This window comes from Luteimonas composti (genome assembly GCF_042678665.1).
Lineage (GTDB): Bacteria > Pseudomonadota > Gammaproteobacteria > Xanthomonadales > Xanthomonadaceae > Luteimonas > Luteimonas composti.
In genome coordinates, this window is sequence record NZ_JBHTKU010000003.1 from 292,257 (window position 1) to 315,752 (window position 23,496).

The following is a 23,496-nucleotide window of genomic DNA, read 5'->3' on the forward strand; positions in this document are numbered from 1 at the left end:
GCGTGGGCCCGCCCGCCTTCCGCTAGCGCGCCAGCACGGCGTCGTCCGGCTGGCGGGCCTCCTGTTCGATCGCCGGGACAGGCGCCTGGCGCGACTGCAGCGCATCGAGCCGCTGCTGCCCGTCCCGCAGCCAGCCGCGCGCCTGCGGCGTCTCGAGCATCGCCGCCGACGCGGCGGAGATGCGCCCGGCGTCGCCCGACTTGAGCGCTTCCAGGAAGCGGTCCAGCGCCTGGCCCGACTCGCCGGTGTGCAGAAGCGGGCGCTCGATCCGCGCGCCCCCGCGCTGTCGGGCATCGAGCAGCGCGCGTGCGGCCTGTTCCTGCCGGGCGATCTCGCCATCGAGGCTCGGGATCATGGCGCTCGCCATGCCATGGCGCTGCAGCGCCTCCTGCAGCGCCGGACCGGCCTCCCTCGCCAGGCGAACCGTCCCCTGCACGTCGTAGCCGGTCCAGGGAGACCCGGGGCGATACGCCACCGCGCCACCCACCAGCAGGCCGGTGGTGCCCCCCAGCGCCGCGCCGGACAGGGGCGCGCGGGCAGTGATCGCCCCGATGCGGTCGCCGCTGGCATCGAGCACCGCATCGGCCACGGTCCCTGCGACCGCCAGCCGCAGCTTCACCTGCTCGCCGTTTTCGCGGGTGCGGGCCTCCGCCGCATCGCCGATCGACTGCGCCGCCAGGCGGATCGTGCCGGCCGACGCCAGGCCTCGTGCCCGCGCCTGTTCCGCCTCGAGCCGCCCCTGCGCAGCCAGGGCCGCAGCGCGTTCGACGCTGGCCTCGCCCCGATCCTCCAGTTCGCGTCGCGTCCGCGGCGAGACCACGCCCGCTGCTGCGCCCAGTGCGCGCCAGGCACCTGCCGCCGCCTCGCCCTGTCGTGCCCGCAGCCAGCTCCGGCCCTCGTGGACGCCCGCTTCCAGGGAGGCGCCCAGTTCCCGCCACTGCGCCGTCAGCTCGCCAGTGCCGCGCATGCCGTGCGCGAACGTGATGCCACCGCTGCGATAGCCCTCCGCGGCGAACGTCCCTGCCTGCCCCAGGGCACGGCGCACGCCGTCGCCGCCCAGGTCGAGCCCGCGATCGCCGAGGCGCCCGCCGGCCGCGACCACCTGTCCCACCGAACTGCCCGCGTCGGCGCCGCGCGCCGCCGATGCCACGGTCGTGAGCAGCGGCGAGGCCAGCTTGTGCAGCCCGGCGATCGAGGCGGCGTGCTCGCGATGCACCAGTACCCCGTCCACCGAGGCCATTGCCGACAGTGGCGGCTTGCGCATGCCCGCCGCCTGCGGCAGGTCGCGCAGCAGCCTGGCGCCGCCGCCCTGTTCGAGCCGGTCGAGGAACTCGCGCATCGCCGGCTGCGACGCGTCGGACACGTTGGGCATCAGCTCCCGCTCCAGCACCTGCCGCGCCTCGGGCACCTTGCGCAGCAGGCCCGCGGTATCGGCCAGCAGCCTGCCGAGGCGATGCCGATCCAGCGCGCCCAGGTTGGCCAGATCGCCCTGGACGCCGTCGTTGAGGAGATCGCCCTGGACTTGCCAGGCGGTGACGAACTTGTCGGTGTCAAACAACGGCATGTTGCCATTTTGCTTGGAGAACCGGAGTGCGGTTCCGGGATGCAGACCTGCGGCATTGAAGGTGACTGCCCGCATGCCGGTAATGGCTGAAGCAGCGCTGGCCTTGCCCGCCCCGAGGCTGTGCCCACCGATCTCGAAATCCAGGCCAGCACGCTTGAGCAGCATCGCGATAGTCATCGCGCGGTCGTAGTAATCGGTTTGCATGCCGAGCGACTGGGGAAAGTTGTTCCCGAAGAAATCTTCGATGGTCGTGTCGCGAAGCCGTCCGTCAGCGCCCGCAACCTCGCCCCCCGATCCCTTGAATACCAGCGTCGGCTTGAATCCCGGGCCAAGTATCTCTGGATCGGGCAGATATATCTCTGCCCGGAACCCTGAGTTCTCCGGACGCAGCATGGCGCGTAGCTGGTTTTCTTGCAGTCCAAGTCCGGGCGCCCAGCTACGCAACAACCCGGGAGCTTCGCTTGCCCTCTTCCAGGCAACTTCGGGCTGGCCGACCCCGCGAGCCGCGTCGTAAGAGTCCAGGGAAAGCCCTGCGATCTCGCGAGCGTGATACAGCTCCCTGAGACGAGTCGCCCGGGCAGACAGTTCCGGCTCGCCTGCCAGCTCCAGTTGCAACAGCAAGTCACGTCGTTGCCTGTAGTGATCATCCATGCCGACTTTCCTTGTCCAGGCGATGGTCAGAGCAGTGGAATGTCCCGCTCACGAAATGGCATGCCCAGTCTTTCCCGCATAAGACGGTAATGCTCGGGCATCGGCGGCCGTACATGCCCATCGGCCAGCAGTCTCTGCTGACAATGCCGCTGCCACTCGGGCCGCTCGGGGGATCCGGGGTGCCAGAAGATCGCCTCGATGGCATGCGAGTCGGGTCGGGTTTCCGGCTGCCCGTATCGATAGATCAGAGCGGGATCCGCCCCATGCTCGAGGAGCCAGTAGGTCATTTCGAATCCACCCATCGATGCATAGGTGTCGAGGATCGTGGATCCGGCAAAGATGTCGGCATTCACATCCGCCCCCCGCTCCACCAGCAGCTGCACGTTCCGCCACTGGTTGCCGTGGATGTAGGCGTGGAACAGCAGCGCCTCGTCGTTGGCGTTGCGCGTGTCCGGGTCGCCGCCGTGGTCGAGCAGGATCCGAAGGTAGGCCGGATCGGGCTGCTGCGCGGCCCAGACCATCGCGTTGGGGTAGTAGCGCTCGCCGCGGTCGCTCGGGTAACGGGTCTTCGCATTCGGATCCGCGCCGGCCTCGAGCATGGCGCGCAGGCCGTCGGGGTTGCCGGTGATGATGGGCCAGGCCAGGAGCGGGATGCGCCCCTTCGGGCTGCTGAAGATCCGGTCCGGATCGACGCCCTCCTCCCGCATCAGCCGCCCCACCTCGCGCGCGTCGCCGTGCTCGGCGGCGATCGCCAGCGCCTGGGCTTGAGGGTCGGGGAACATTTCGACCAGGGCGGCCTGCTGGCGCGACTGGCGTGCGGCGGCGAAGAGGTCCGGATGGCAGCCGGCCAGCAGCAGGCAGGCCAGCGCGAGCCAGCACGGCACAAGGCGGATCACGAGCGGGGCGCCGCCCGCGCTGCCGCGCCCAACACGGATCGGCATCCCTGCGGCTCCTTCCATGGCGTCCTGCCTGTCGGGTGACGCCCGCAGGTTAGCCCAATCGGTGCCGCCGGGCCACGCAGGTCTCAGGGCGGAGCGGGCCGGGCCAGCAGCGGATACGGGTTCACGGGCGTACCCACCCACCACTGCCGCTCGGGGCCCAGCGCGAACACGGCGAAGTGCAGGTGCGGCGCGGACGGGTCCGCGTTGCCGGTGCTTCCGACGTAGCCGAGCACCTGCCCGCGCTTCACTTCCGCACCCTCGGCCAGTCCCGGCGCGTAGGCCTGCAGATGGGCGTAGTAGTAGCACCAGCGGCCAGTGGGCTCGAACTGGTACACGGTGAGACCGCCGCGCTCGCTGTCGAACAGTTTCTCGACGTGCCCGTCGGCGACCGCCAGCACCGGCGTGCCTGCCGGCGCCATGATGTCGAGTGCCTCGTGCCGGCGCTCGCCGTCGCGCGCGTCGCCGAAGGTGTCGGACAGCTGCGCAGGGGTCACACCCTGCACGGGCAGCAGCAGGCCGGGTCCTGCAGCAGGCGTTGTTGCGGGCACAGGCGCCGGTGTCGCGGGCACGGTGGCGCGCCCGTCATGGCGACGCGGCCCGGGGGCGTCCGCCGCTTGCGCGGTCGCCCGCGCCTCGCCCGGCGCCGGACTGCGTTGCCAGGGCATTCGCCCCTCCCCGCCCAGCAGCCACCAGCCGGCATTGGCCAGCAGCAACAGCAGGGCCAGGACGATCAACCAACGCACCAGCGCCGCCTCACTCCTGCAGCACCACGCGGGTGCCGGCCTCGACCGCGCCGGCGACCGCGCGCGCCGACCAGTTGGTCAGGCGGATGCAGCCGTAGGACTGGGTCTTGCCGATCTGCGCGGGCTCGGGCGTGCCATGGATGCCGTAATGCTCCTTCGACAGGTCGATCCAGACCGTGCCCACCGGATTGTTCGGCCCGGGCGGAAGGGTCGCCTTGGCGTGCTCGGGATCGGCATCCCAGAACAGCTCCGGGTTGTAGTGGAAGGTGGGGTCGGTGGCCACGGTCCGGACCTTCCACTCCCCGATCGGCAGCGGATCGTGCTCGCTGCCGGTGGACGCCGGGAACTGCGCGTACACCTTGCCGTCCGCGTCCAGCAGGCGCAGGACCGAATCGGACTTGTCGACCACCACGGTCGCGGCCGGCGCGAGCGCCGGCAGGTCTGCCACGTTCGGTACCAGCAGTTCGGTGCCGGCCTTGAGCGGCTTGCCGGGATTCAGTCGCGCGATCAGCTTCGGCGAGGCGCGGAACTTTTCGGCCACTGCCTCCTCGACGGAGGCATAGCCCAGCGCCTCCAGCTTGGCTTTTTCCATCGTGTCCTCGGGAATTTCCCGAAACGGACCGGCCACGTCGTCCTCGGTAAGGGTGTAGGTCACCAGCGCGGGTACGTCGTCGCCGGCGAGCAACTTCCAGGTCGCCTCGTCGAGTTCGCCCCCTGGCTCCAGCCTGTTCGCACGCTGGAAGGCCGCGATCGCGCGCCGGGTGTTGTCGCCCGGCCCGCCGTCGATCTCGCCCGGGGAGAAGCGGAATCGCTCCAGCAGCACCTGGGCGCGCAGCAATGCCGCGTTCCCGCTGCCGGTAGCGGCATTGACGCTGTCGGCCGACAGTTCGCCCGCTGGCTGGTCCGCGGCGTGGACGGGGACCAGCGACAGGCACAGGGTCAGGACGGCAGGAGTCAGCAGTCGGATCATGGCGGGCAGGCAGCAGCGGGTCGGGACCGCATCTTGTCGGGGGGGCGCGCCTGCGCCGCGTGAACTCGACCACTCCGGCGTGAGGGCGTCGTGGACGGTTAAGCACCGCCGGCGCACACTCCGGGTGTCCACCACGGAGTCCTATGCCATGAGCCGCGCATCCCGCCTGCTCCTGCTGGTCGTCGTCCTGCTGGCCACCGCTGCGTCCGCCGCCAGCGCCAGGACGCGCAACGTCACCGATCCCGATGCGCCCCGCAGCCTGCCCGAGGCCGACCGGGTGCAGGTACAGTGGACCGATCCCGCCGAATTCAGCGATCTCAAGTACAGCGGCAACCGCTGGCGCGCCGCCCAGGGCAGCTGGGTCGAACAGCTGGCCGAGCACGTGCGCGAGTCCGCCGAGAAGCGCCTGCCCGAAGGCGAGAAGATGGAGGTGACGATCACCGACATCCACCGCGCGGGCCGCTACGAACCTTGGCACGGCCTGAACATGCAGGACGTGCGCTTCCTGCGCGACCACTACCCGCCGTCGATGTCGCTGGAGTTCCGCCTGTACGGCGCGGACGGCCAGCTGCTGGCCGAAGGCGTGCGCGAGCTGCGCGACTCCGGCTACCTGACCACCGGCGGCGCCAACCCGATGGCGCGCGACAACCTGTACTACGAGAAGCGCATGATCGACGGCTGGGTGCGCGACGAATTGCGCCGCGTCGAGGTCGCCGGCCGCTGAGCCGTCACGCGTCCCGAGGGTCAACGCACCGCGTCGAGGAAGTGCATGTGGCGGCGGTACTGGTCGAGGACGTCGTGGAGAACGTCCTCGCGCCGCCACCCCATGATGTCGTAGCCCTGCCCGCCCTCGCGCAGGTGCACTTCGGCCCGGCAGTAGCGCCGTGAGTCCGAACCGGGCCGCGGATCGGCCAGCACGAACGAGGGCGGCTCGTACGGCGTGGGCCTGACCGAGTACAGGAAATTCATTTCCTCGCCATGGCCCACCTGCAGCCAGGCGCGTCCGTCCCCGCCCTGCCCGGTGTCGGCCGGGATGCCTTGCCCGCGCAGCTCCGCCGCCACGTCGCCCAGCGCCGGTGCCACCTGGTCGCGGACGAAGGCCCGGACCTCGTCGCACCCCGGCTGCTGTACCAGCACCCGCAGGCGCGTGCGCCAGTCCATGTGCAGGCCGTGTCCCGGGGGCAGGCTGCGCGCGCCGCGCACGGCTTCGCGCTTGGCGACGTCCAGCCGCATCGCGCGCAGCATGCCGAGGCAGGCGAGGATCAGGACAACGGTGAACGGCAGTGCCGCGGCGATGGTGCCCGCCTGCAGCGCGGCCAGCCCGCCCGCCAGCAGCAGGGCGACAGCGACCGCACCGACCAGCAGCGACCAGAAGATGCGCTGCCAGACCGGCGATTCCTGCTCGCCTTTCGAGGACAGCATGTCGATCACCAGCGCGCCCGAGTCGGCCGAGGTGACGAAGAACACCGTCACCAGCAGCGTCGCGATCGCGGACGTCACGGCGGCCAGCGGCAGGGATTGCAGGAACCGGTAGAGCGCTACCGAACTGTCGGCCGACACCGCCTCGACCAGGGCCGCATCGCCGCCGAACAGCACTATGTGCAGCGCGCTGTTGCCGTACACCGTCATCCACAGGCAGGTGAACCCCATCGGCACCAGCAGCACGCCCACCACGAACTCGCGGATGGTGCGCCCGCGCGAGATGCGCGCGATGAACATGCCCACGAACGGCGACCACGCGATCCACCAGCCCCAGTAGAACAGCGTCCACCCGCCGATCCAGCCGGTCGGCTCGTAGGCATACAGGTTGAACGTCATCGCGAACACGTTCGACAGGTACATGCCCGTGTTCTGCACCAGCGCCTGCAGCAGGTGGATGGTGGGGCCGGTAAGCAGCACGAACAGCAGCAGGGCCACGGCCAGCAGCATGTTGAATTCCGACAGCCGACGCACGCCGCGGTCCAGGCCGGAGAACACCGACAAGGTGGCCACCGCCGTGATGCCCGCGATCAGCGCCACCTGCACGCCGGTATCCACGCGCAGGCCGAACAGATAGTCGAGGCCGGAGTTGATCTGGATCACGCCCAGGCCCAGCGATGTGGCCAGGCCGAAGATCGTGCCCAGCACGGCGAACGCGTCCACCGCATGCCCGATCCAGCCGTGGATGCGCTCGCCGATCAGCGGATACAGCGCCGAGCGCATCCGCAGCGGCAGGCCGTGGCGGTAGGCGAAATAGGCCAGCGACAGCGCCACCACCGCATACACCGCCCAGGCATGCAGGCCCCAGTGGAAAAAGGTGATGCGCATGGCCTGGCGCGCGGCATCGACGCTGCCGGGCTCGCCCACGGGCGGCGCACTGAAGTGCATCACCGGTTCGGCCACGCCGAAGTACATCAGGCCGATGCCCATGCCGGCGGCGAACAGCATCGCGAACCAGGTCGGATAGCCGTAGTCCGGCTCGCTGTGGTCGGGGCCGAGCTTGAGCGTGCCGATGCGGCTGGCGGCCACCCCCACCACGAACACCAGGAAGCCGGCCACCGACAGCACCGTGAACCAGCCGGCCTCCTCGGCCGTCCAGCGCTTGGCGATCTCGAACACCTCCCCGGTGCGCGCCGGCGCGACGAAGGCCATGGCCACCAGCAGCAGCACCAGGCCGGCGACCGGGTAGAACACCTGCGGCAGGATCATGGCGCGCGGCCGGCGCCGCGCCAATGGAAGATCGGACATGGACGTCTCCGGCGACGGCGGGACGGCGGACTCGGCCCGTTTTGGGCGAAGATGCGTCATCGCAACGTGAGGAGCCGCCGCCGGATGACCGTGTACGTCGATGACGCCGTCACCCTGTGGCGCGGCCGCCGCTGGGCGCACCTGATGGCCGACACGCTCGACGAACTGCACGCCTTCGCCGCGCGGCTGGGCATCCCGCGCCATGCCTTCCAGAACAAGACCAGCGGCGCGCACTACGACGTGACCGCCGAACTGCGCGAGCATGCGATCGCACTGGGCGCGCAGCCGATCTCGCGACACCGCGACCGCATGCTGGTGCGCGCGGTGATCGCCCGCGCCCGCGCACAGGGGCGCGGCGAAGCGCCCTGAGCCGGTCCGCTACAATGGCGGGCACACCAGATCCCGTTGCCCGCCATGTCCGACACGCCCCCCGACCACCTCAGCAACGACCCGCGCAGCCCGCACTACGACGAGGCCGCGCTGGGGCGCGGCATCGGCATCCGCTTCAAGGGCGTGGAGCGCCGCGACGTGGAGGAGTACTGCATCAGCGAAGGCTGGATCCGCGTCGCCGCCGGCAAGGCGCTGGACCGTCGCGGGCAGCCGCTGACGATCAAGCTCAAGGGCGAGGTCGAAGCCTGGTACCTGCTGCCGCAGGCGCAGTAGCCCTGCCGGTGCCCTGTACTGACGGACCGCTCACTCCGGCCCGTCCCGGAGCTGGCACACTTCCCGCAGGCCCCGCCGCAAGGAACCGCCCGTGCCCGGATTCGACCTGACCCCGCCCGATCCCGCGCAACGCGCCACGCTCGAAGCGGGGCTGGACGAGGCCGAGCGCCGCGTCCTGCTGGCGCACGGCACCGAGGCGCCGTTCTGCGGCGTATTCCTGGACAACAAGCGCGAAGGCGTCTATGCCTGCCGGTTGTGCGGGCTGCCGCTGTTCCGCTCCGGCGCCAAGTTCGACTCCGGCACCGGCTGGCCCAGCTTCTTCGCGCCCTATGCGCCCGACCACATCCGCTATGTGCGCGACACCAGCCACGGCATGGTCCGCACCGAGGAAGTGTGCGCACGCTGCGGCAGCCATCTCGGCCATGTCTTTCCCGACGGCCCGCCGCCCACGCATGAGCGCCACTGCATCAACTCGGTGTCGCTGGCCTTCGTCGACGCGGGCGAGCCCCTGCCCGACCCGCTGGGGCGCGGCGACAACCAGGCCGCGCCCTGAGCCGGCACCACCGGAGGATCCGATGCAGTACCTGCTGCTGGTCTACGTGGACGAATCGATGATCGAGGCGCTGCCCGAGGGCGAGTACGATCGCCGCATGCGCCATTGCCTGGAGCGCGCCGACGCGCTGCAGGCCGAGGGCGCGCTGCTGGGCTTCCAGCAGCTGGAACGGCCGGACACGGCCAGGTCGGTGCGCCGCCGCGAGGGCAGGGTGAGCGTGGTCGACGGCCCCTTCGCCGAGACCAAGGAGATGCTGGCCGGTTTCAACCTGGTCGAAGCCGACAGCCTGGACGATGCGGTGCGAATGGCGCAGGAACTGCCCTGGGCCGAAACCGGCTGCATCGAGGTGCGTGCGGTGCGCGACGTCGACGCGGTGCGCGCGCGCGTCGGCGCGCGGAAGCGGCCGGCGGTCGCCTGACCGCTGCACGCCCGTTTCATTCGCTGATCGTCGTCGACGACAAACGGGATCCGATCCATGCGCCTGCTGTTCTGGCTGCTGATGTTGACCCTCTGCGCCGGTCAGGTCCGGGCCGACGATCCGGTGGCGCGGGTCCGGCTGGCGTTCGACCGCGACGGAGTGGCTGCGGTGCAGGCGAGCGGACATGCCGATCTCGCCACCGGGCGCGAAGTCACCGCCGACGATCCGGTGCGGGTAGCGTCGATCTCCAAGCTGGTGGTGGCGATCGGGATCATGCGGCTGGTCGAAGCCGGCACCCTGGACCTCGATGCAGATGTTTCCGAGGCGCTGGGCTGGACCCTGCGCCATCCGCAGTACCCCGACGTGCCGATCAGCCTGCGCCTGCTGCTGTCGCACCAGGCCGGGCTGACCGACGGCGCGGGCTACTGGCAGGTGCCGCTGGGCGAGCCGCTGCAGCCGCTGCTCGACGATCCGCGCGCCTGGGACGCGGACCACCCGCCGGGGGCCTTCTTCCGCTACGCCAACCTCGGCTTCCCGCTGGTGGCCGCGGTGATGGAACGCGCTACCGGGGAACGCTTCGACCTGCTGATGCAGCGCCTGGTGCTGGCGCCACTCGGCCTCGCCGGCTGCTACAACTGGGCCGCCTGCGACGCGGCGACGACGGCGCGCGCCGTGGTGCTGTACGACGAGACGCACGCCCCAGTGCGCGACGACCACCGCGGACGCGCGCCGGCCTGTCCGGTGATCGTCGCCGATGGCGCCGAGTGCGACCTGTCGCGCTGGCGCGCCGGCGAGAACGGCGCGCTGTTCTCGCCCCAGGGCGGCCTGCGCATCTCGGCACGCGACCTGGCGAAGATCGGCCGCCTGCTGCTGGGCGAGGGCGAGGTGGACGGCGTGCGCCTGCTGACGCCCGCATCGGTGCGCAGCCTGCTCGCGCCGCAATGGCGACAGGCGGCAGGCAACGGCATCGGCCACGAGGAGGACACCGGCGCAGGCGACGCGCTGGCCTTCTTCTGCCGCTACGGGTTGGCCACGCAGACCCTGGCGACGCCGCAGCCCGGCTGCGGCGACGACCCCTTCGGCGACGGGGTCGAACGCGTCGGCCACAGCGGCTCGGCCTATGGACTGCGCTCGGGGCTGTGGATCGATCCGGCCGCCGGCAGCGGCGTGGTCTATTTCGCCACGGGCGTGCCGGACGAACGCACCGGCTCGCGCTCGGCCTTCAGCGAGATCGAGGAGCAGCTCGCGCGCGGCGAGTGAGCCGCGCGCCAGCCACCCGGCCTGCGCCCGGACGGGGCGCGGTCAGCGTGCCTGGAACAACCGGATCGGTCGGATGCCATGCGCGCGCTCGGCCGCGTCGGCCAGCAGCGCCAGTTCCGCCAGCTCGCGCCGGTACATGTCGAGGAAGGCATCTTCCACGGGTGCGGTGACGTGGATGAAGGCGAACGGGTCGGCTCCCGCGGTGGACATGCGGCCACAGCGACTCCGCAGCGCCCGGCCAAGACTTGCGCCATCGGGCAACGCGACTCCATCGAACCTGGCCAGCAGCGCATCGAAAGCCTGGCGGTAGTCCTCGGCCATGGCGAACACGCGCACACGCAGCGCGTCCGCATCGCGCGCCATGCCCGACTGCAGGCGCAGGCACAGCCGCCCATCGGACACCAGCCGCTCAAGCCGCGGCCACGCATCGTGAAGTTGCTGCAGCAGGGCCAGCCGCGCCTGTGCCTGCCCGCGCGCGGGAGCTTCCATCGCATCGGCCGCCAGCTGCAGGCGGCGCGCGAACACCGCGAGCAGGCGCGCGGTCAGCCTGTTGTCCGCCGACGTGCCGTTGCGGCACTGGCCCAGCTGTTCGCGCAGTGCGGCCGCATCGGGCTCGCTGCCGTCGGGCATGCTGAAGTCCACGCCCAGGTCGACCAGTCGCACCCACAACTCCAGCTCGTCGGCCCTGGCGCGACTGCGCTCCAGTCGCGGCCACAGGTCGGAGGCCTCCGGGCCGAGCCGGCGCAGTTCGTCCACGCAGCCCTGCCAGTCGAAGCCGGCCGCCGGCTGCAGCAGGCCGGCGGAGGGGTCGAGCAGCGGCACCGTGCCGAGCATGCCGTTGGCGAAGCGCTTCCAGGCCGCCGCCAGCGCCTCCGGCAGCTGCCCCATGCCGAGCAGCTGCGCGGGCTCCATGAGGTTGCGCGCGCTGAACTCCAGGCCCATCTCCCGGTAGTAGTGATCGGTCACTTCCCGGCACAGAGCGGGGAAGTCGGCGAACAGCCCGGCGGCGGGACGGTCGTCGACGAACATGCCCGCCACCGGCTGCGCCATCGCGTTGGCGATGCGCGCCTGGTCGGCCGGATGCGAATCCCAGTAGCGGGTCTCGTCGTCGTTGTCGACCAGGCGCTCCACCGCCTGCCAGTCGTCTGCGGTCCACTGGCCCATGCGCAGTGCGGCGGCCGCCGGCAGGTCGGCCACCAGGCTGCCCTCGCGCCAGGCCTTGCGATTGAGCAGCTCGACCTCGTGCATGGCCTGCGACAGCGCGCGCAGGCGCAGCGCAGTGCCGGCGAAGCTGTCGCTGCCTGCCACGGCGACTTCGTAACGGTCGGCGTCGAACTCCATCTCCTGCGACAGGCGCCGGCTCATGCGGAAGCTGAGCTGGAACAGCCCACGCAGGAACACGCGGGTCAGGCCAAGGCAGGCCTGGGTGATCGCGCACGCCAGATGGAGCAGGTTGCCGCCATCTCCCTCCTCGCCGTCGTCGAGCCAGCCCTGCAGGCGCTCGTCCCACTCGTCGCGATGGTAGGCACGCGATTCGAGCCAGCGGTTGACGCGATTGATCACGTGCGCGGCGCGCATGCCGCCACGCTGCGCGAAGTGGCCGAACTCGTGCGCCAGCACGCCCACCAGCTGGCGCGCGCTCATGCCCGCCACCAGCGGCAGGCCGATGGTCAGCGTCCTCGCGCCACCCACCAGGCCGGCCGGGCCGGGACTGAACTGGACCCAGGCGTTGACGCTGTGACTGAGGTAGATCTCGCGTGGCGGGGCCACGCCCACGGCGCGGCAGAGCGAGACGACCGCCGCGCGGAAGGCGATTTCCTTCTCCGGCAGCCGGACCGCGTCGGGCACCCTGGCCCGCGGCGCGAACAGTGGCTTGAGCAGGAACAGGATCAACACCCCGAGCACGAAGCCCGGCACCGTCCAGGCCACCATCGTCCAGCCGCTGAACCCGCGCGGCGCCCAGTCGGCGTAGTAGGCGTAGCCCAGCCAGCCGAGTGCGGCGACGAGGCCGAAGTACACCAGCGGCAGCAGGCACGACAGCAGCGCCACCAGCCACAGCAGGAGCGTGTACAGCGGCCGCCGCGCCGGCCGGGGGACCGAGCCCGGCGCCATCGCCTGCATCAACCCCGTCAAGGGCGGGGCGTTCTCGCCCGCCGGCACCACCATCGCATCCATGACATCCCCCTGCGCGCCCGGAGGGCCGGGCACGGCTGGCTTGGCGTTCCTCTGGCGGCCGCGGCCTCCCCCGCCGACGACCGCGACGCGGCACAGCCCCCTGTGCCGCCGCCGGCCGAGCATACACAATCGGACCGGAGCGGCAACGGGGCCTAGGGGAGCCGGCCACTCGCGAGAAGCAACTGTCGATGCTGGGCCCTGCCGTTCGTCGCACCGGCGTGCGCCGTCGCACGCAGCCATCGACAGGAGTTTCCCCAATGGTCCAAAGCGTCAATCCCTACCTCAATTTCGCCGGCAATACGCTGGAAGCCTTCGAGTTCTACCGTTCGGTGTTCGGCGGCGATTTCCCGATGGTGGTGCGCTACCGCGACTTCCCCGCCAACATGGGCGCGCCGCCCGAGGCCGGCGACCGGATCGCGCACATCGCGCTGCCGCTGGGCGCGAACATGCTGATGGGCACGGACGTGGTCGGCGCCGATGCCGCGGCGTTCCGTCCCGGCAACAACAGCTACATCGTGGTCGCGCCCGACGACGCCGCGGAGGCCATGCGCGTGTTCGAGGGGCTGTCGGCGGGCGGCAGCATCGCAATGCCGCTGCAGGCCACCGAGTGGGCCGAACTGTACGGCATCTGCGCCGACCGCTTCGGCGTGCAGTGGATGATCAGCTACGAAGGCGCGACCAGGTTCCGCCGCTGAATCCGCAGCGTCCGGGCCGCGCGCGGCGGTCCGGGCGCATCGCGCGGGTCGCATGCGGACGGGATCGGGAAGCCGCAGGAATGCGTGCGGTTCCGCCTGCGCGCATCGCGTGCTACACAGCGATCCTGGTTCCGCGTCGACGCGATATGCATCCGCACGTTCCCATGCCCGTGTCCTCCCGCTGGCCGCAGACCGCGCTGGCCGGCATCGCGCTGTTCGTCATGGCGGCTGTCGCCCTCCACCTGCTGCGGCCCGAACTCGATCCCGTCCACAGCCAGATGAGCCTGTACCTCATCGGGCCATGGGGACCACTGCTGCAGGCGGCGTACGTGGCGCTGTCGGCCGCCATGGTCGGCCTGGCCTGGGACGCGCGGCGCAGTGCGCCACCCGCCTCGCGATCGGCCGCACCGCTGTTGATGTTCGTGCTGGGTGGCGTGTGCCTGTCGATCACCGCCTATGCCTGGATGGACCTGCCCGGCGTCGACGCCAGCATGGAAGGCCTGCTCCACGGCATCACCGCGCAGGGCGCATTCCTGTTCACCACCACCGGCCTGGTGCTGCAGGCGCTGCGCCTGCGGCACGATCCACGCTGGCGTCGACAGGCGCGCTGGCTGCTGCCGTGGGCAGTCGCCTGTTTCGGCGCGATCTGGGTACTCGCGCTGTGGCGCGAACTGCCGCGCGGCCTTGCACAGAAGGTGGTGATCGCCTCGATCGTCTGCTGGCTGGCGGCGATGTCCCTGCACATGCGACGCCTCGCCCGCCGGGGCTGACGCTCAGGCCCCGGGTCCGGCTTCCTGCTGCTGGCCGTAGCGCAGCCAGAGGGCGCCGAGATGCACGTCGGCGAACACCTGCGCTTCCAGTCCGGAGCCGATCGCCGACAGCACGCAGTGCTCCACCGTGTCCACGCCGCGCGGCTTGACGTGGGCCACCCGCATCCGTCCCAGTTGCGGACCGACTTCCGCCACCAGCGCGCGCCAGTCGGCGGCGTCCAGCGACGGGCCTTCCAGTTCGTCCACCAGCAGCAGCCGTTCGACCGGATGCTGCTTGACTGCCTCGCAGATCGCCAGCCAGTAGCCGAACGTGTTCTCGCGCGTGTTGGGTCCGGTCACGTGCGCCTGCAGTTCGCCTGCCTCCCGCCGCAGCGTGATCCTGAAGTCCTGGTCCATCGATCCCCTCCCCGCCTGCATGACGCAACGCATTGCCCGAATGGCGCCGGCCGCCCGCGTCGTCCTGGCGGGACATCTCCCGCGACGGACGGCCCGCATCCTACCCCGCCCCGGCCGGCGCGTTAAAACCGCGGCGACGCGGCCTGCACGGGCAGACCACAAGGCGAACCGCATGATCCGCCTCCCACAAGCCGGAGCCACGCGATGAACAAGCACGATACCAATCCCGATCCGATCACCGGTGCCCCGGGTGCCCATCCCGTGGGCGTGGCTGCCGGCGGCACGGCTGGCGCCATCGCCGGCGCGGCGGTCGGCAGTTTCTTCGGCCCGATCGGCACCCTGATTGGCGGCGGCATCGGCGCAATCGGTGGCGCCTCGGGCGGCAAGGCCATCGCCGAGCGCGTCGACCCGACGGCCGAGGTCGAGTATTGGCGCCAGGATGCCAGCGGCCGCGAGTACTACCGGGCCGACCGCGACTTCGACCGCGACTACGCACCGGCCTATCGCCTGGGCACGGAACACCGCAACGAGGCGGGCCGCCGCGACTGGAGCGAGGCCGAAGCCGACCTGCGGACGCGCTGGAACGAAACCCGCGGCGCCTCGACGCTGGACTGGGAGGCTGCGCAGCCGGCGGTGCGCGATGCCTGGGACCGCACCGACCGCACCTATGGTGCCTACGAGGACACCGACCGCTACTACGGCGAGCAGTACAGCAAGGCCGCCTACTATCGCAACGACTTCGATTTCCAGGACTACCGCCCCGCCTACCGCTACGGGACGCAGGCGCGCAGCCTGTCGGCGACCTCGGCCTGGGACGCGGACACCGAGTCGCGCCTGGAGCAGGGCTGGGAACGCGCCAAGGGCGAGTCCCGCCTGTCGTGGCAGGAAGCCAAGGAAGCGGTGAAGGATGCCTGGCACCGCGTCGAGCGCCGACTTCCGGGCGACGCGGACGGCGACGGCCGCTGATCCTGCAATGAAGCGGAAAAGCCCCCGTTTCGCGGGGGCTTTTCCATGCGATCCCCTTCGCCAACTCGTCCAACGTCCGTCGCCCCACGTGGCCCGACGGAAGCGCCGGCACCGTCCGCGCGGTCACACCCGGATCACCGCCGCTGCGCCAACCTGATCGCCAGACTTTCCGGAGAAGCACCATGTCGCTGTTCAAGCTGTTCGCCTACGGCACCATCGGCTACCTCGCCTACCGCGCCTGGCAGCGCCACCAGGACACCACCACGCCCCCGCGCGTGCAGGACGACGGCACCCGCACCGCGCCGCACGGCGACCCCGTGCTCGTGGGCGAGCAGATCGATGTATCGGAACCTTCCCGCCCGATCGCGCACGCCAGCCGCGGCTTCGGCGGCGACTGAGCGAGGCCCCCGATGCGCCTGCTCGTCGTCATTACCGCGCTGGCCATGCCCCTCGTGGCGTGGCTGTCCAACACCGGCGCTTTCGGGCCGGACCAGGGCACCATTTCCGACCGCTATCCCACGCTGCTGGTCGCCGCCGGCTATGCGTTCTCGATCTGGAGCCTGATCTTCCTGCTGGACCTGCTCTACGCGTTCTGGCAAGCCGGCGGCGAACGCAAGCGCGACGGCACGCTCTCGCGCATCGCGCCCTGGGCGGCGGCGGGGTTCTTCCTCACCACGATCTGGATGCCGCTGTTCTCGCAGGAGCTGTTCGTGCCCTGCCTGCTGGTGATCTTCGGCGCACTCGCCTGCCTGGCGTACTGCGCCGCGCAGTTGACCCGCGATCCCGCGCCGCTGCAGCGCCAGCACCTGTTCGCCTGGCTGCCACTGTCGCTGCACGCGGGCTGGCTCACGCTCGCCGCGTTCCTCAACCTCGCGCAGGTGATGGTGGCCTACGAAGTGATGCCGGTAGACGCGCAGCTTCCATGGGCGCTCGGCCTGTATGCCGTGGCGGCGGTCGTGCTCCTCGCACTCAATCACCGCATGCGCGGCAATATCGTGTATGCGGCGGCGGCGTTGTGGGCGCTGGTCGCGGTCTACGTGCGCCAGTCCGGACACGACCTGCCGGGCTCCGGCGCCTCGAGCTGGGTGGCGCTGGCGATCGCAGTGCTGCTGTGCGTCCAGACCGCCATGCTGCGGGTACGCAATCCGGGCGGCTGGGTGCCGACGGCCGGCCGGGTAGCGCTGCGCCGGTGAGTCATGCGTTCGGCCGGCGCCGCCCGGCCGAGCCAGTCGCAGTCAGGGTTGGAGGACGGGCGCGCCATGCGGCTGCGCCCGCGCTTCGGCGCTCGCAGGAGCAGGCTCGGGTGCTACCGCGGCAGCTGCACGGTGCAGGGCCGGCTCCGGCTCGCGGAAGGCGAAACCCAGCGCAATGCGGTTGGCCTGCTCGATCCGGCCCGAAAGCACGGCCTCGTAATAGCGATTCAGGCCCGGGTCTTCGAAGGGCCCTTGGACAGCGCGGCCATTGGCCTGCCGCTCATCCTGGCGATCTGCAGGTCCTGGCATGGTGTCGGCCGCTGACTGGCGCCCGACCTCGACGTTGTGGAACAGGCCGCCCCGGGTCGAGGTGAGCACGTACTGCCAGCGGGTCTGCGCTGGATTGCGCTGGGCTGCATCGATGAAACCGCGATAGTCGCGTGGATGGATCGTCTGGCAGCCCGCCGAGTCGGTGTTGTGGACGGATCCACTGTGGATCTTGAAACTCCCGTTCAACGCCTGGACTCCGGATGGATCGGCCGGCGTGAAGTACCCGTCTCCGTTGGTGTCCCGCTGGACCATGCCGGCGGTCCGCGTCATCTGCTCGGGAGATGGCCGGAATGCGTCGCGGGTCCCGACACTCCTGGGGTTCGGATGCTCCGCCCTGAACATCTCGATCGTTCCCTCGGCGAGTCGACCGAGGTCGAGCATGGTGTCGCCATTCACTTCCTCGCCCTCGATCTTCCTCCACCGCACGGCCTCGTATCCAGGCGCGGGCGCGATCACGCGGTTTTCCCGATCGCCGCCGCTGAAGCGGCGATTGCCGTCGCTTCCTGCCTGGTGGGAGTACTGCGCCGTCGGCTCGGTGCTTGCCAGCGCAATGAAGACGCGTTCGCCTCCATCGGCGGTCCTTCCGAGCACGACCATCTGGTCGTCGTAGACACCGGTCCCCGCACGGCCGTTCCCCGGCGACGACAGGGTCGACGTTTCCCGTCGCAGGCCGAGCAGTACGACGTGGTTGTCGCGCTGCAAGTCCGTCCGGGCGGTTTCGTTTCCCCGCACCTCCACCATGCTGGCGTAGACATGATATTTCTGCGCCTCCGTCAGGCCCGCCAACTCGTTCGACTCATTCGCCGTCCGACCGTAGTCAGGAACACGGGGTGGCCCAAGTGCCCGCTCCAGTTGCGTTGCCGCATACCCGTCGGCGGCCCGTGCCTCCTGCGACGATGGATCGCCATCCCTTAGGACTGCCGCCGCAACGTATCGGTGCAGCGCTTCCCGCACCACCAGGCGTTCCGACTGACCGACCCGCTCCAGCAACCTGAATCCTTCCTCCGTGTGCCCATCGCGGAGCTGGGAAATGACCCGGTCGGCACTGGCGCGTATGTCGATGTCGGTGGGAACGGCGTCATATGGATTCATGGGATGCCGGCTCCGGCGGCAGCCGCTCCGTCCTCGATCAGGTAGGGATCTCCACGATCGCCCGTGGTGCAGTCGTCATCCTGCCTGGTCCCGCAAGCCCACAGCAGCAGCGGCACTTTCTCGCGCAACTCGAAGCGCTCCCCGGTCCACACCAGGAACCCGAAATGCGCCAGCTGCATGAAACCCCTGGGGTCCGAGTCGGGTATGCGTGGCGGCACGTAGTCGCCTTCTTCCGGAGGGTCGATCGTCCAGCGCATGACTGGCGTAGTCGCCAGACGGCGAACATCCAGGCCGATATCCGTGTCGCGTGCCCCGCCTTCTTCAGGCGGCCGCAGATAGCGTCCGTAGCGTATGCGCTCTTCGGGCGTCAGCGTGGGTGGCGCAGGCGCGATCTCGGCGGTGACATCCTCGGGGACGCCGCCCGAGACTACCCGGTAGATCTTCAGCTCGCGCACCACGTACGGCGCCCCGCCAAGACAACCGTCCTCGATGGACTGCCTGGACCGGACTGGATCGTCGTCGCAGGCTGGCCCATACACCACATAAACCGTGACGCGCGGATCGGCACCCTCGAAGGAACGTATCCAGAACTGGCTGTAATGCGGAATATGCGCAACGAAGTCCGGACGGTCCCCATAACCCGGCACTGCGCGGAACCACTGCTTGGCTGCGGCAGCCTCTTCGCGCTGCTCTTGGCTGAGGTAGGGATGCGTCGCCGGCAGGTTGCGCAACAACCACTGCAGGTGCTCCGGCAGCCGACCATGGCAGGCGGCGCCCTGCAAGGGGGGATCGCCGCCGTAGTTGGGCCTGCACTCCGCGCCCAATGCCTCTTCGACCGAGAAGGGGTTGTCGGGTGCAGACGAGGCCGCGCGCACCACGGCGGCTTGTCCCGCGGGCCCAGTGGGTTCGGCTGCGGTCTCCGGCGGCGCTGCGCCGCAGGACATCACCAGCAGGGAGGATGCGACCAGCGCGGCCATCCGGGCCGGGGCGCCGGCGCGCCGCGGGGCGCACGGAGTCTCCATCATCGCGAGGGCTTCCTTTTCCTTGCGTCGCCCGATGAAACCCCGCGGCGCGCGGCAAGTCAAGGAATGCGCTGGAGGACTGAGGTCGCGTCGGTGGACACGATCCCATCCGGCGTGGCTGCGGCAATCCGCGCCGGACCGGCCCTGCCCCGGCGCGTTACCAGGGCAGCGGCGTACCGTTCGCGTGCCAGAACGTGCCGGTGTCGGCGAGGGTGAGGCTGTCGAGGCGGTCGATGAGGTTGGCCGCCGCCTCGTCCGGGCCGATGTCGCCGTGCCCGCCGAGCATGTCGGTGGCCACGCGCCCCGGATGCAGCAGGAACACCGCGATACCGCGCGGGGCCAGGTCCATCGCCAGCGACTTGCCAATCGCGTTCACGGCCGCCTTGGAGGCGCGGTAGCCGTAATACGCACCCGAGCCGTTGTCGGCCACCGAGCCCATGCGGCTGGTGATGATGCCGACCTTCGCGCCTTCCGCCAGGTGATCCCGCAGCGCGGCCGCCACGCGCAGCGGGCCGAGCGTGTTGACGTCGAACTGGCGCTGGATGCGCGCGAATGCGTCGGCATCCAGCGCGTCCAGCGTCTCGTTGGTGAAGATTCCGGCGTTGAGCACCAGCCCGTCGATGCGCTGCCCGTCCAGCCGCGCCGGCAGCGAGGCCACCGCATCGGCGTCGGCCATGTCCACGCCGTCGATCACCTGCGCGCCGGTCGCCACCAGGGCCGCGCTCGACTGCCGGCACACGCCGATGACCGTTTCGCCGCGCCGGGCCAGCCGCTGCGCCAGCGACAGGCCGATGCCGCGGTTGGCGCCGGTGATCAGGTAGGTGGCCATGGCGATGTCCTCGAACGTGGGGGCCTCATTCTAGGACCGCTGTGCCGCAGGCGGAGGCGACCGGGCGGGCGCGAAATCGCCATCTCGCGTGCGTCCGCGCGGTCGATCAGGGGCCGGGACTCACGGTCCGCACTGCCACTGGCCGTCGATCCGGCGGGTTGCGCCGTCGGCGCGCAGGACGGTCAGCGTGGCGGGACGCGGAGGCGATTCGCCGCCGCCCTGCGCCGCACCCGTCATCGAGATCCGGATCGTCATGCCGGGCGCCGACCAGACCGGGTCGGCGAGCATGCCGTCGTAGCCGCCGGGTGCGCGCACCGTTTCCACGACGCCGGCGATCCTGACGATGCCGAGTGCAGGATCGTCGGACGCGACGACCCCCATCGCATGCAACAGTGGCGCGCCATCGCGATCGACGAACACGCATCCAAGCTCGCCGCCCAGGTTCGCAGCCGCGACGTCGTCCGGCGCGAGCGCCTGCAGCGCGATCGGAGAGCCATCGCCGCCGATCGTGGCGGCTGCAGGCGCAGCCCCCTCGCGACGGGTGGAAGGCTCCAGGGCCGCCACGGGCCCGGGCACGCGTTGCGAACTCGTCGCGGCATCGGCTGGCGGCGCCGGATCGCGCGAACACGCCGCGATCCCGAGCGATGACAGCGCCAGCGCGAAGACCGCGACGCGGCGGGCGGAACAACGGACTCCCTGCATGCGATGCCCTCGATGGAGCGACGCGGCACCGTGCCGCCCCGTATCCCGCATCGTGACGCCGCGACACACCCGGGCGCGTGAAGCCGGGCCGTCAGAGCCCCGCCGCCTGCACGTGCATCCAGTCGCGACCGATCGCGCGCCCCAGCGACGTCCAGCCATGCGCTTCCCAGATGTCGAAGAACGTCCGGTATTCCCTGCCGCAGAACAGGGCCTGCGGACAGCAGGTGGTCAAGCCATTGGGGCCGGCATGGAAGTCCCAGGCGCAGCCGTAGGCGTGCATCGACCAGGCGCTGCCGCCGCGCATGCGCCGATGCGCGTAGGTGCCGGCGTTGCGGTCCAGCCCGAGCCGGCGCAGGTCATCCTCGCCATAGGCCCGCAGGACCTCGCGCATCGCCGCCCGGGCGCTGTCGGCGCAGCGTGCATGTAGCCGCACGCGGGTGCTGGGCTGCGACGGGTTCCAGTCCAGCCGCATCCGGTAGGGCAGTTCGACCGTCACCAGCTGCCGTTCGACCGCCGGACCCGGCTGTCCGTAATAGTTCGGGCAGCCCGATTGCGTCGGGAACGGGCTGGCGACCGGCGGCGCCACGGGCGTGCGGTCCAGTTCGAGGTCGCGCCCGTAGGCCTTGCGATGGTTCCACTCCAGCAGTGCGCCGGCGGTGCTGTTGCCGGCATAGCCGTCGATCGCGCCGGGCGCGAAACCGGCCTGGCGCAGTGCGAGCTGGCCCGCGCCGATCATGCGGCGCTTCGCGGACCAGGTCGCGGGTGGGGAGACGCAGTGCGCGACGTTGGCCGAGAGGATGGCCTCGATTGCGGCCAGGCTTTGCGGGCCGATGTCGCCGTCGATGGCGCCGGTGTAGTGGCCGCTGTCAGCGAGCAGGCGCTGCAGGTCGGACGGCGTCATCGCGGCGACTCCGCTGGCTCCCCTGTCGCCTCTTGCAACGCGGCGCGCACCCCCTTCAGGACATCGGGCCCGCCGGGAAGCGGCGGCGTCGCGGGTGCCTGCCGGAGGCGGGATTTTCCGCTTCCGACGGGTCGCTGCGCCTACCGCCCGACGTCCGCCTCCAGCGGCATCCGCAGCAGGTAGTGGTCGATCAGGCGCGAGACGGCTGGCGGATCGAGGTTGGACAGGCCCGCCACCACGATGCCCTGGTCAGGATAGATGCGCAGGTCGCCGTTCATCCCGGGCGCGCCGCCGCCGTGGCCGAACATGCGGGCGCCGTCCTGCTCGCGCACCATGAAGCCGTAGCCGTACCACGGGCTCTGGTTGCGCGTGGCCTCGGCGAGCATCTCAGGGCCGAGCAGGCGCCCGTCGAGCATCGCCCGCGCGAAGCGCAGCAGATCGCCCGCGGTGCTGTAGCCGCCGCCAGCGGCGGTGCCGCGCCATGGCAGCGTCTCGGCCGCGTCATGCCAGGCACCGTCGCGACGGGTGTAGGCAGTGAGGCGTCCGTCCACCGGCACGTCCTCAGGCAGCGAACCGGTGCGCGTCATGCCCGCAGGCGCGAACACGTGTTCGTCCACGTAGTCGTAGTACGACTGCCCGCTCGCCCGTTCGATGATCGCGCCCAGCAGCAGGAAACCGTAGTTGGAGTAGCGATGCTCCGCGCCCGGCACATGGTCGGGCGGGCGCTTCTGGAACAGCCGCACGTAATCGTCGTGGGTCCTGAGCGTAAGCCGGTTGGCGTCGAACTCGGGGCCGAAGAAATCGCCCGTGCCGCCCGCGTGCGTCAGCAGCTGGCGGATGGTCACCGCGGCCACGCCGGGATCCTCGTAACCCGGCAGGTACTGTCCGACGGTGCCGTCGAGCGAGAGCCTGCCGGCCTGGACCAGCTGCAGCGTGGCGACGGCGGTGAACATCTTGTTCATCGACCCGATGCGGAACCGCGAGTCCAGCCGGACCGGCGCCTCGGCGTCGCCTGCCCGGTTCCAGGCGCGATGCAGCAGCACCTGGTCGCCGTCGGCCACCAGCATGACGCCGGAGAAGGCGTCGCGCGCCGCCAGCTCGTCGGCGCGGGCCACCAGCGATGCGATGGCGCCGTCCGCATCCATCCGCTGCACGCGCAGGTCGTCCGGCGCTTCGATCGCTTCCAGCGAGAACTGCGCCGGCTCACCGGGGCGCAGCACGAACTGCAGCCGCGCCACGGTGTCCGACTCGCGTTCCTGCAGCAGCGCCCGCGCGGTTCCGGGTTCGCCCGGCTCATGGCGGACCAGGCGGAAACCGCCGGTTTCGGCATGGAACTCAAGCATCCGGGCCACGTCCATGTCCGGCTGCCAGCGGTCGCGGAAGGCTTCCAGGCGCGTGGCATCGGCGGAGTTGAACGCCTCAAGCCAATCGGCCAGCGCCTGCTGCGCGGTATCGCCGGCGGCGGGCTGCACCGGTGGCGCAGGGTCGGCCGCACACGCCGTTGGCGCGGCCCAGGCAAGCGCCGCCAGCAGGGCGCCCACGGCAAGGGCGGGAAAGCGGGTGTGGCGCATGGTCATCGGTCTCCGTTGGACGTTCACGACAAGACACCGGCAGGCGGCATCCGGTTGCAACGCCTGTGGCCATCGCCCGGAGTCGCCATGGCCGGGCGTGATGGCGCGCCGCACAGCCCTCCGGGGCCGCATGCACAAGGTCGTCGCCCGGTTCCTGGTCGATCCCGCCCGCAACCTCGTCGCCGTCTCCCTGTTCACCCTGTGGTCGCGCACGCCGGGTATGACGGCCGGCATCCGGCGGGTCGGACGGGTCGGGCTCGCTCACCCCGCTGCGGCTGGGCACGGGCTTGATCGCGACCCCGATCGCGGTCGCGTCCGGCGCCGGCGCCTTCTTCGGCTACCTGCAGCTGCAGGTCGTCGTCTG

Annotated in this window: 24 protein-coding genes; 11 read left to right on the forward strand and 13 right to left on the reverse strand. The window is 70.8% G+C overall.

Features of this window, described 5'->3' with window-relative positions; genetic code table 11:
* Positions 1-22: 22 nt before the first annotated feature.
* The 4 genes from ACFQ2D_RS10110 to ACFQ2D_RS10125 all read right to left on the reverse strand — a co-directional run bounded on the left by ACFQ2D_RS10110 (position 23) and on the right by ACFQ2D_RS10125 (position 4,869).
* Entirely contained in the window at positions 23-2,215 is a 2,193-nt protein-coding gene (locus ACFQ2D_RS10110; RefSeq protein WP_280941468.1) for a hypothetical protein, read from the reverse strand.
* A 26-nt stretch (positions 2,216-2,241) separates the two neighbouring features.
* Positions 2,242-3,156: an ankyrin repeat domain-containing protein gene (locus ACFQ2D_RS10115; RefSeq protein WP_280941467.1), complete on the reverse strand. Its 915-nt coding sequence runs from the start codon at positions 3,154-3,156 to the stop codon at positions 2,242-2,244.
* A gap of 83 nt (positions 3,157-3,239) precedes the next feature.
* Positions 3,240-3,899: a M23 family metallopeptidase gene (locus tag ACFQ2D_RS10120; protein ID WP_280941466.1), complete on the reverse strand. Its 660-nt coding sequence runs from the start codon at positions 3,897-3,899 to the stop codon at positions 3,240-3,242.
* A 10-nt stretch (positions 3,900-3,909) separates the two neighbouring features.
* The gene (locus ACFQ2D_RS10125) at positions 3,910-4,869 is read right to left on the reverse strand and encodes a L,D-transpeptidase family protein (RefSeq protein ID WP_280941465.1); all 960 of its coding nucleotides are present in this window, start codon (positions 4,867-4,869) and stop codon (positions 3,910-3,912) included.
* 148 nt (positions 4,870-5,017) lie between these two features.
* Here ACFQ2D_RS10125 and ACFQ2D_RS10130 point away from each other — a divergent pair, with 148 nt between their 5' ends.
* Complete coding sequence (locus ACFQ2D_RS10130) at positions 5,018-5,593, forward strand: DUF3016 domain-containing protein (protein WP_280941464.1); 576 nt, start codon at positions 5,018-5,020, stop codon at positions 5,591-5,593.
* A gap of 20 nt (positions 5,594-5,613) precedes the next feature.
* On the opposite strand, the gene ACFQ2D_RS10135 is transcribed toward ACFQ2D_RS10130, so the two are convergent.
* On the reverse strand, positions 5,614-7,596 hold the full coding sequence (locus tag ACFQ2D_RS10135; RefSeq protein ID WP_280941463.1) for a BCCT family transporter: 1,983 nt from the start codon (positions 7,594-7,596) through the stop codon (positions 5,614-5,616).
* Between the two features lie 84 nt (positions 7,597-7,680).
* On the opposite strand from ACFQ2D_RS10135, the gene ACFQ2D_RS10140 reads away from it, so the two are divergent.
* The 5 genes from ACFQ2D_RS10140 (at position 7,681) to ACFQ2D_RS10160 (ending at position 10,490) form a co-directional block, all read left to right on the forward strand.
* Complete coding sequence (locus ACFQ2D_RS10140) at positions 7,681-7,965, forward strand: DUF4031 domain-containing protein (RefSeq protein WP_280941462.1); 285 nt, start codon at positions 7,681-7,683, stop codon at positions 7,963-7,965.
* A gap of 45 nt (positions 7,966-8,010) precedes the next feature.
* Positions 8,011-8,259: a DUF3297 family protein gene (locus tag ACFQ2D_RS10145; RefSeq protein WP_280941461.1), complete on the forward strand. Its 249-nt coding sequence runs from the start codon at positions 8,011-8,013 to the stop codon at positions 8,257-8,259.
* 91 nt (positions 8,260-8,350) lie between these two features.
* Positions 8,351-8,812 (forward strand): peptide-methionine (R)-S-oxide reductase MsrB, encoded by a 462-nt coding sequence (msrB, locus tag ACFQ2D_RS10150; protein ID WP_280941460.1) that lies wholly within the window; start codon positions 8,351-8,353, stop codon positions 8,810-8,812.
* 22 nt (positions 8,813-8,834) lie between these two features.
* Positions 8,835-9,230 carry a YciI family protein gene (locus tag ACFQ2D_RS10155; RefSeq protein WP_280941459.1) on the forward strand — a complete coding sequence of 132 codons (396 nt, stop codon included), beginning with the start codon at positions 8,835-8,837 and terminating at the stop codon, positions 9,228-9,230.
* A gap of 57 nt (positions 9,231-9,287) precedes the next feature.
* Positions 9,288-10,490, forward strand: a complete 1,203-nt coding sequence (locus tag ACFQ2D_RS10160) for a serine hydrolase domain-containing protein (protein ID WP_280941458.1) — start codon at positions 9,288-9,290, stop codon at positions 10,488-10,490.
* A 42-nt stretch (positions 10,491-10,532) separates the two neighbouring features.
* Here the strand turns inward: ACFQ2D_RS10160 and ACFQ2D_RS10165 are convergent, their stop codons facing one another.
* The gene (locus ACFQ2D_RS10165) at positions 10,533-12,665 is read right to left on the reverse strand and encodes a M48 family metallopeptidase (protein WP_280941457.1); all 2,133 of its coding nucleotides are present in this window, start codon (positions 12,663-12,665) and stop codon (positions 10,533-10,535) included.
* Positions 12,666-12,922: 257 nt separating this feature from the next.
* On the opposite strand from ACFQ2D_RS10165, the gene ACFQ2D_RS10170 reads away from it, so the two are divergent.
* Positions 12,923-13,360, forward strand: coding sequence for a VOC family protein (locus ACFQ2D_RS10170; protein ID WP_280941456.1), 438 nt, complete (start codon positions 12,923-12,925; stop codon positions 13,358-13,360).
* Positions 13,361-13,524: 164 nt separating this feature from the next.
* Positions 13,525-14,130, forward strand: a complete 606-nt coding sequence (locus tag ACFQ2D_RS10175; protein WP_280941455.1) for a DUF998 domain-containing protein — start codon at positions 13,525-13,527, stop codon at positions 14,128-14,130.
* Positions 14,131-14,133: 3 nt separating this feature from the next.
* Here the strand turns inward: ACFQ2D_RS10175 and ACFQ2D_RS10180 are convergent, their stop codons facing one another.
* Complete coding sequence (locus ACFQ2D_RS10180; protein WP_280941454.1) at positions 14,134-14,526, reverse strand: hypothetical protein; 393 nt, start codon at positions 14,524-14,526, stop codon at positions 14,134-14,136.
* A gap of 204 nt (positions 14,527-14,730) precedes the next feature.
* Here ACFQ2D_RS10180 and ACFQ2D_RS10185 point away from each other — a divergent pair, with 204 nt between their 5' ends.
* The 3 genes from ACFQ2D_RS10185 to ACFQ2D_RS10195 all read left to right on the forward strand — a co-directional run bounded on the left by ACFQ2D_RS10185 (position 14,731) and on the right by ACFQ2D_RS10195 (position 16,685).
* Entirely contained in the window at positions 14,731-15,492 is a 762-nt protein-coding gene (locus ACFQ2D_RS10185) for a hypothetical protein (RefSeq protein ID WP_280941453.1), read from the forward strand.
* 182 nt (positions 15,493-15,674) lie between these two features.
* Positions 15,675-15,890 carry a hypothetical protein gene (locus tag ACFQ2D_RS10190; RefSeq protein ID WP_280941452.1) on the forward strand — a complete coding sequence of 72 codons (216 nt, stop codon included), beginning with the start codon at positions 15,675-15,677 and terminating at the stop codon, positions 15,888-15,890.
* A 12-nt stretch (positions 15,891-15,902) separates the two neighbouring features.
* On the forward strand, positions 15,903-16,685 hold the full coding sequence (locus ACFQ2D_RS10195; protein ID WP_280941451.1) for a hypothetical protein: 783 nt from the start codon (positions 15,903-15,905) through the stop codon (positions 16,683-16,685).
* Between the two features lie 42 nt (positions 16,686-16,727).
* On the opposite strand, the gene ACFQ2D_RS10200 is transcribed toward ACFQ2D_RS10195, so the two are convergent.
* From ACFQ2D_RS10200 to ACFQ2D_RS10225, 6 genes are all read right to left on the reverse strand, one after another.
* On the reverse strand, positions 16,728-18,107 hold the full coding sequence (locus ACFQ2D_RS10200) for a hypothetical protein (RefSeq protein WP_280941450.1): 1,380 nt from the start codon (positions 18,105-18,107) through the stop codon (positions 16,728-16,730).
* Positions 18,104-19,084: a hypothetical protein gene (locus ACFQ2D_RS10205; RefSeq protein ID WP_280941449.1), complete on the reverse strand. Its 981-nt coding sequence runs from the start codon at positions 19,082-19,084 to the stop codon at positions 18,104-18,106. The genes ACFQ2D_RS10200 and ACFQ2D_RS10205 overlap by 4 nt, the downstream gene beginning before the upstream one ends.
* Before the next feature lie 202 nt (positions 19,085-19,286).
* Positions 19,287-19,958, reverse strand: coding sequence for an SDR family oxidoreductase (locus ACFQ2D_RS10210; RefSeq protein WP_280941448.1), 672 nt, complete (start codon positions 19,956-19,958; stop codon positions 19,287-19,289).
* A 120-nt stretch (positions 19,959-20,078) separates the two neighbouring features.
* Complete coding sequence (locus ACFQ2D_RS10215; protein WP_280941447.1) at positions 20,079-20,729, reverse strand: hypothetical protein; 651 nt, start codon at positions 20,727-20,729, stop codon at positions 20,079-20,081.
* A gap of 22 nt (positions 20,730-20,751) precedes the next feature.
* Positions 20,752-21,561, reverse strand: a complete 810-nt coding sequence (locus tag ACFQ2D_RS10220; protein WP_280941446.1) for a hypothetical protein — start codon at positions 21,559-21,561, stop codon at positions 20,752-20,754.
* 140 nt (positions 21,562-21,701) lie between these two features.
* Entirely contained in the window at positions 21,702-23,138 is a 1,437-nt protein-coding gene (locus ACFQ2D_RS10225; protein WP_280941445.1) for a serine hydrolase domain-containing protein, read from the reverse strand.
* Positions 23,139-23,496 lie beyond the last annotated feature (358 nt).

Excerpts from the sequence above, each read along its gene's own strand:
- ACFQ2D_RS10210 (WP_280941448.1), bottom strand. The coding sequence starts at position 19,958 with ATGGCCACCTACCTGATCACCGGCGCCAACCGCGGCATCGGCCTGTCG.
- ACFQ2D_RS10205 (WP_280941449.1), bottom strand. The coding sequence starts at position 19,084 with ATGGCCGCGCTGGTCGCATCCTCCCTGCTGGTGATGTCCTGCGGCGCA.
- ACFQ2D_RS10175 (WP_280941455.1), top strand. The coding sequence starts at position 13,525 with ATGCCCGTGTCCTCCCGCTGGCCGCAGACCGCGCTGGCCGGCATCGCG.
- ACFQ2D_RS10220 (WP_280941446.1), bottom strand. The coding sequence starts at position 21,561 with ATGACGCCGTCCGACCTGCAGCGCCTGCTCGCTGACAGCGGCCACTAC.
- ACFQ2D_RS10165 (WP_280941457.1), bottom strand. The coding sequence starts at position 12,665 with ATGGATGCGATGGTGGTGCCGGCGGGCGAGAACGCCCCGCCCTTGACG.
- ACFQ2D_RS10140 (WP_280941462.1), top strand. The coding sequence starts at position 7,681 with ATGACCGTGTACGTCGATGACGCCGTCACCCTGTGGCGCGGCCGCCGC.
- ACFQ2D_RS10195 (WP_280941451.1), top strand. The coding sequence starts at position 15,903 with ATGCGCCTGCTCGTCGTCATTACCGCGCTGGCCATGCCCCTCGTGGCG.
- ACFQ2D_RS10135 (WP_280941463.1), bottom strand. The coding sequence starts at position 7,596 with ATGTCCGATCTTCCATTGGCGCGGCGCCGGCCGCGCGCCATGATCCTG.
- ACFQ2D_RS10170 (WP_280941456.1), top strand. The coding sequence starts at position 12,923 with ATGGTCCAAAGCGTCAATCCCTACCTCAATTTCGCCGGCAATACGCTG.
- ACFQ2D_RS10130 (WP_280941464.1), top strand. The coding sequence starts at position 5,018 with ATGAGCCGCGCATCCCGCCTGCTCCTGCTGGTCGTCGTCCTGCTGGCC.
- ACFQ2D_RS10125 (WP_280941465.1), bottom strand. The coding sequence starts at position 4,869 with ATGATCCGACTGCTGACTCCTGCCGTCCTGACCCTGTGCCTGTCGCTG.
- ACFQ2D_RS10180 (WP_280941454.1), bottom strand. The coding sequence starts at position 14,526 with ATGGACCAGGACTTCAGGATCACGCTGCGGCGGGAGGCAGGCGAACTG.
- ACFQ2D_RS10200 (WP_280941450.1), bottom strand. The coding sequence starts at position 18,107 with ATGAATCCATATGACGCCGTTCCCACCGACATCGACATACGCGCCAGT.
- ACFQ2D_RS10225 (WP_280941445.1), bottom strand. The coding sequence starts at position 23,138 with ATGACCATGCGCCACACCCGCTTTCCCGCCCTTGCCGTGGGCGCCCTG.
- ACFQ2D_RS10110 (WP_280941468.1), bottom strand. The coding sequence starts at position 2,215 with ATGGATGATCACTACAGGCAACGACGTGACTTGCTGTTGCAACTGGAG.
- ACFQ2D_RS10115 (WP_280941467.1), bottom strand. The coding sequence starts at position 3,156 with ATGCCGATCCGTGTTGGGCGCGGCAGCGCGGGCGGCGCCCCGCTCGTG.
- ACFQ2D_RS10190 (WP_280941452.1), top strand. The coding sequence starts at position 15,675 with ATGTCGCTGTTCAAGCTGTTCGCCTACGGCACCATCGGCTACCTCGCC.
- ACFQ2D_RS10145 (WP_280941461.1), top strand. The coding sequence starts at position 8,011 with ATGTCCGACACGCCCCCCGACCACCTCAGCAACGACCCGCGCAGCCCG.
- ACFQ2D_RS10155 (WP_280941459.1), top strand. The coding sequence starts at position 8,835 with ATGCAGTACCTGCTGCTGGTCTACGTGGACGAATCGATGATCGAGGCG.
- ACFQ2D_RS10160 (WP_280941458.1), top strand. The coding sequence starts at position 9,288 with ATGCGCCTGCTGTTCTGGCTGCTGATGTTGACCCTCTGCGCCGGTCAG.
- ACFQ2D_RS10185 (WP_280941453.1), top strand. The coding sequence starts at position 14,731 with ATGAACAAGCACGATACCAATCCCGATCCGATCACCGGTGCCCCGGGT.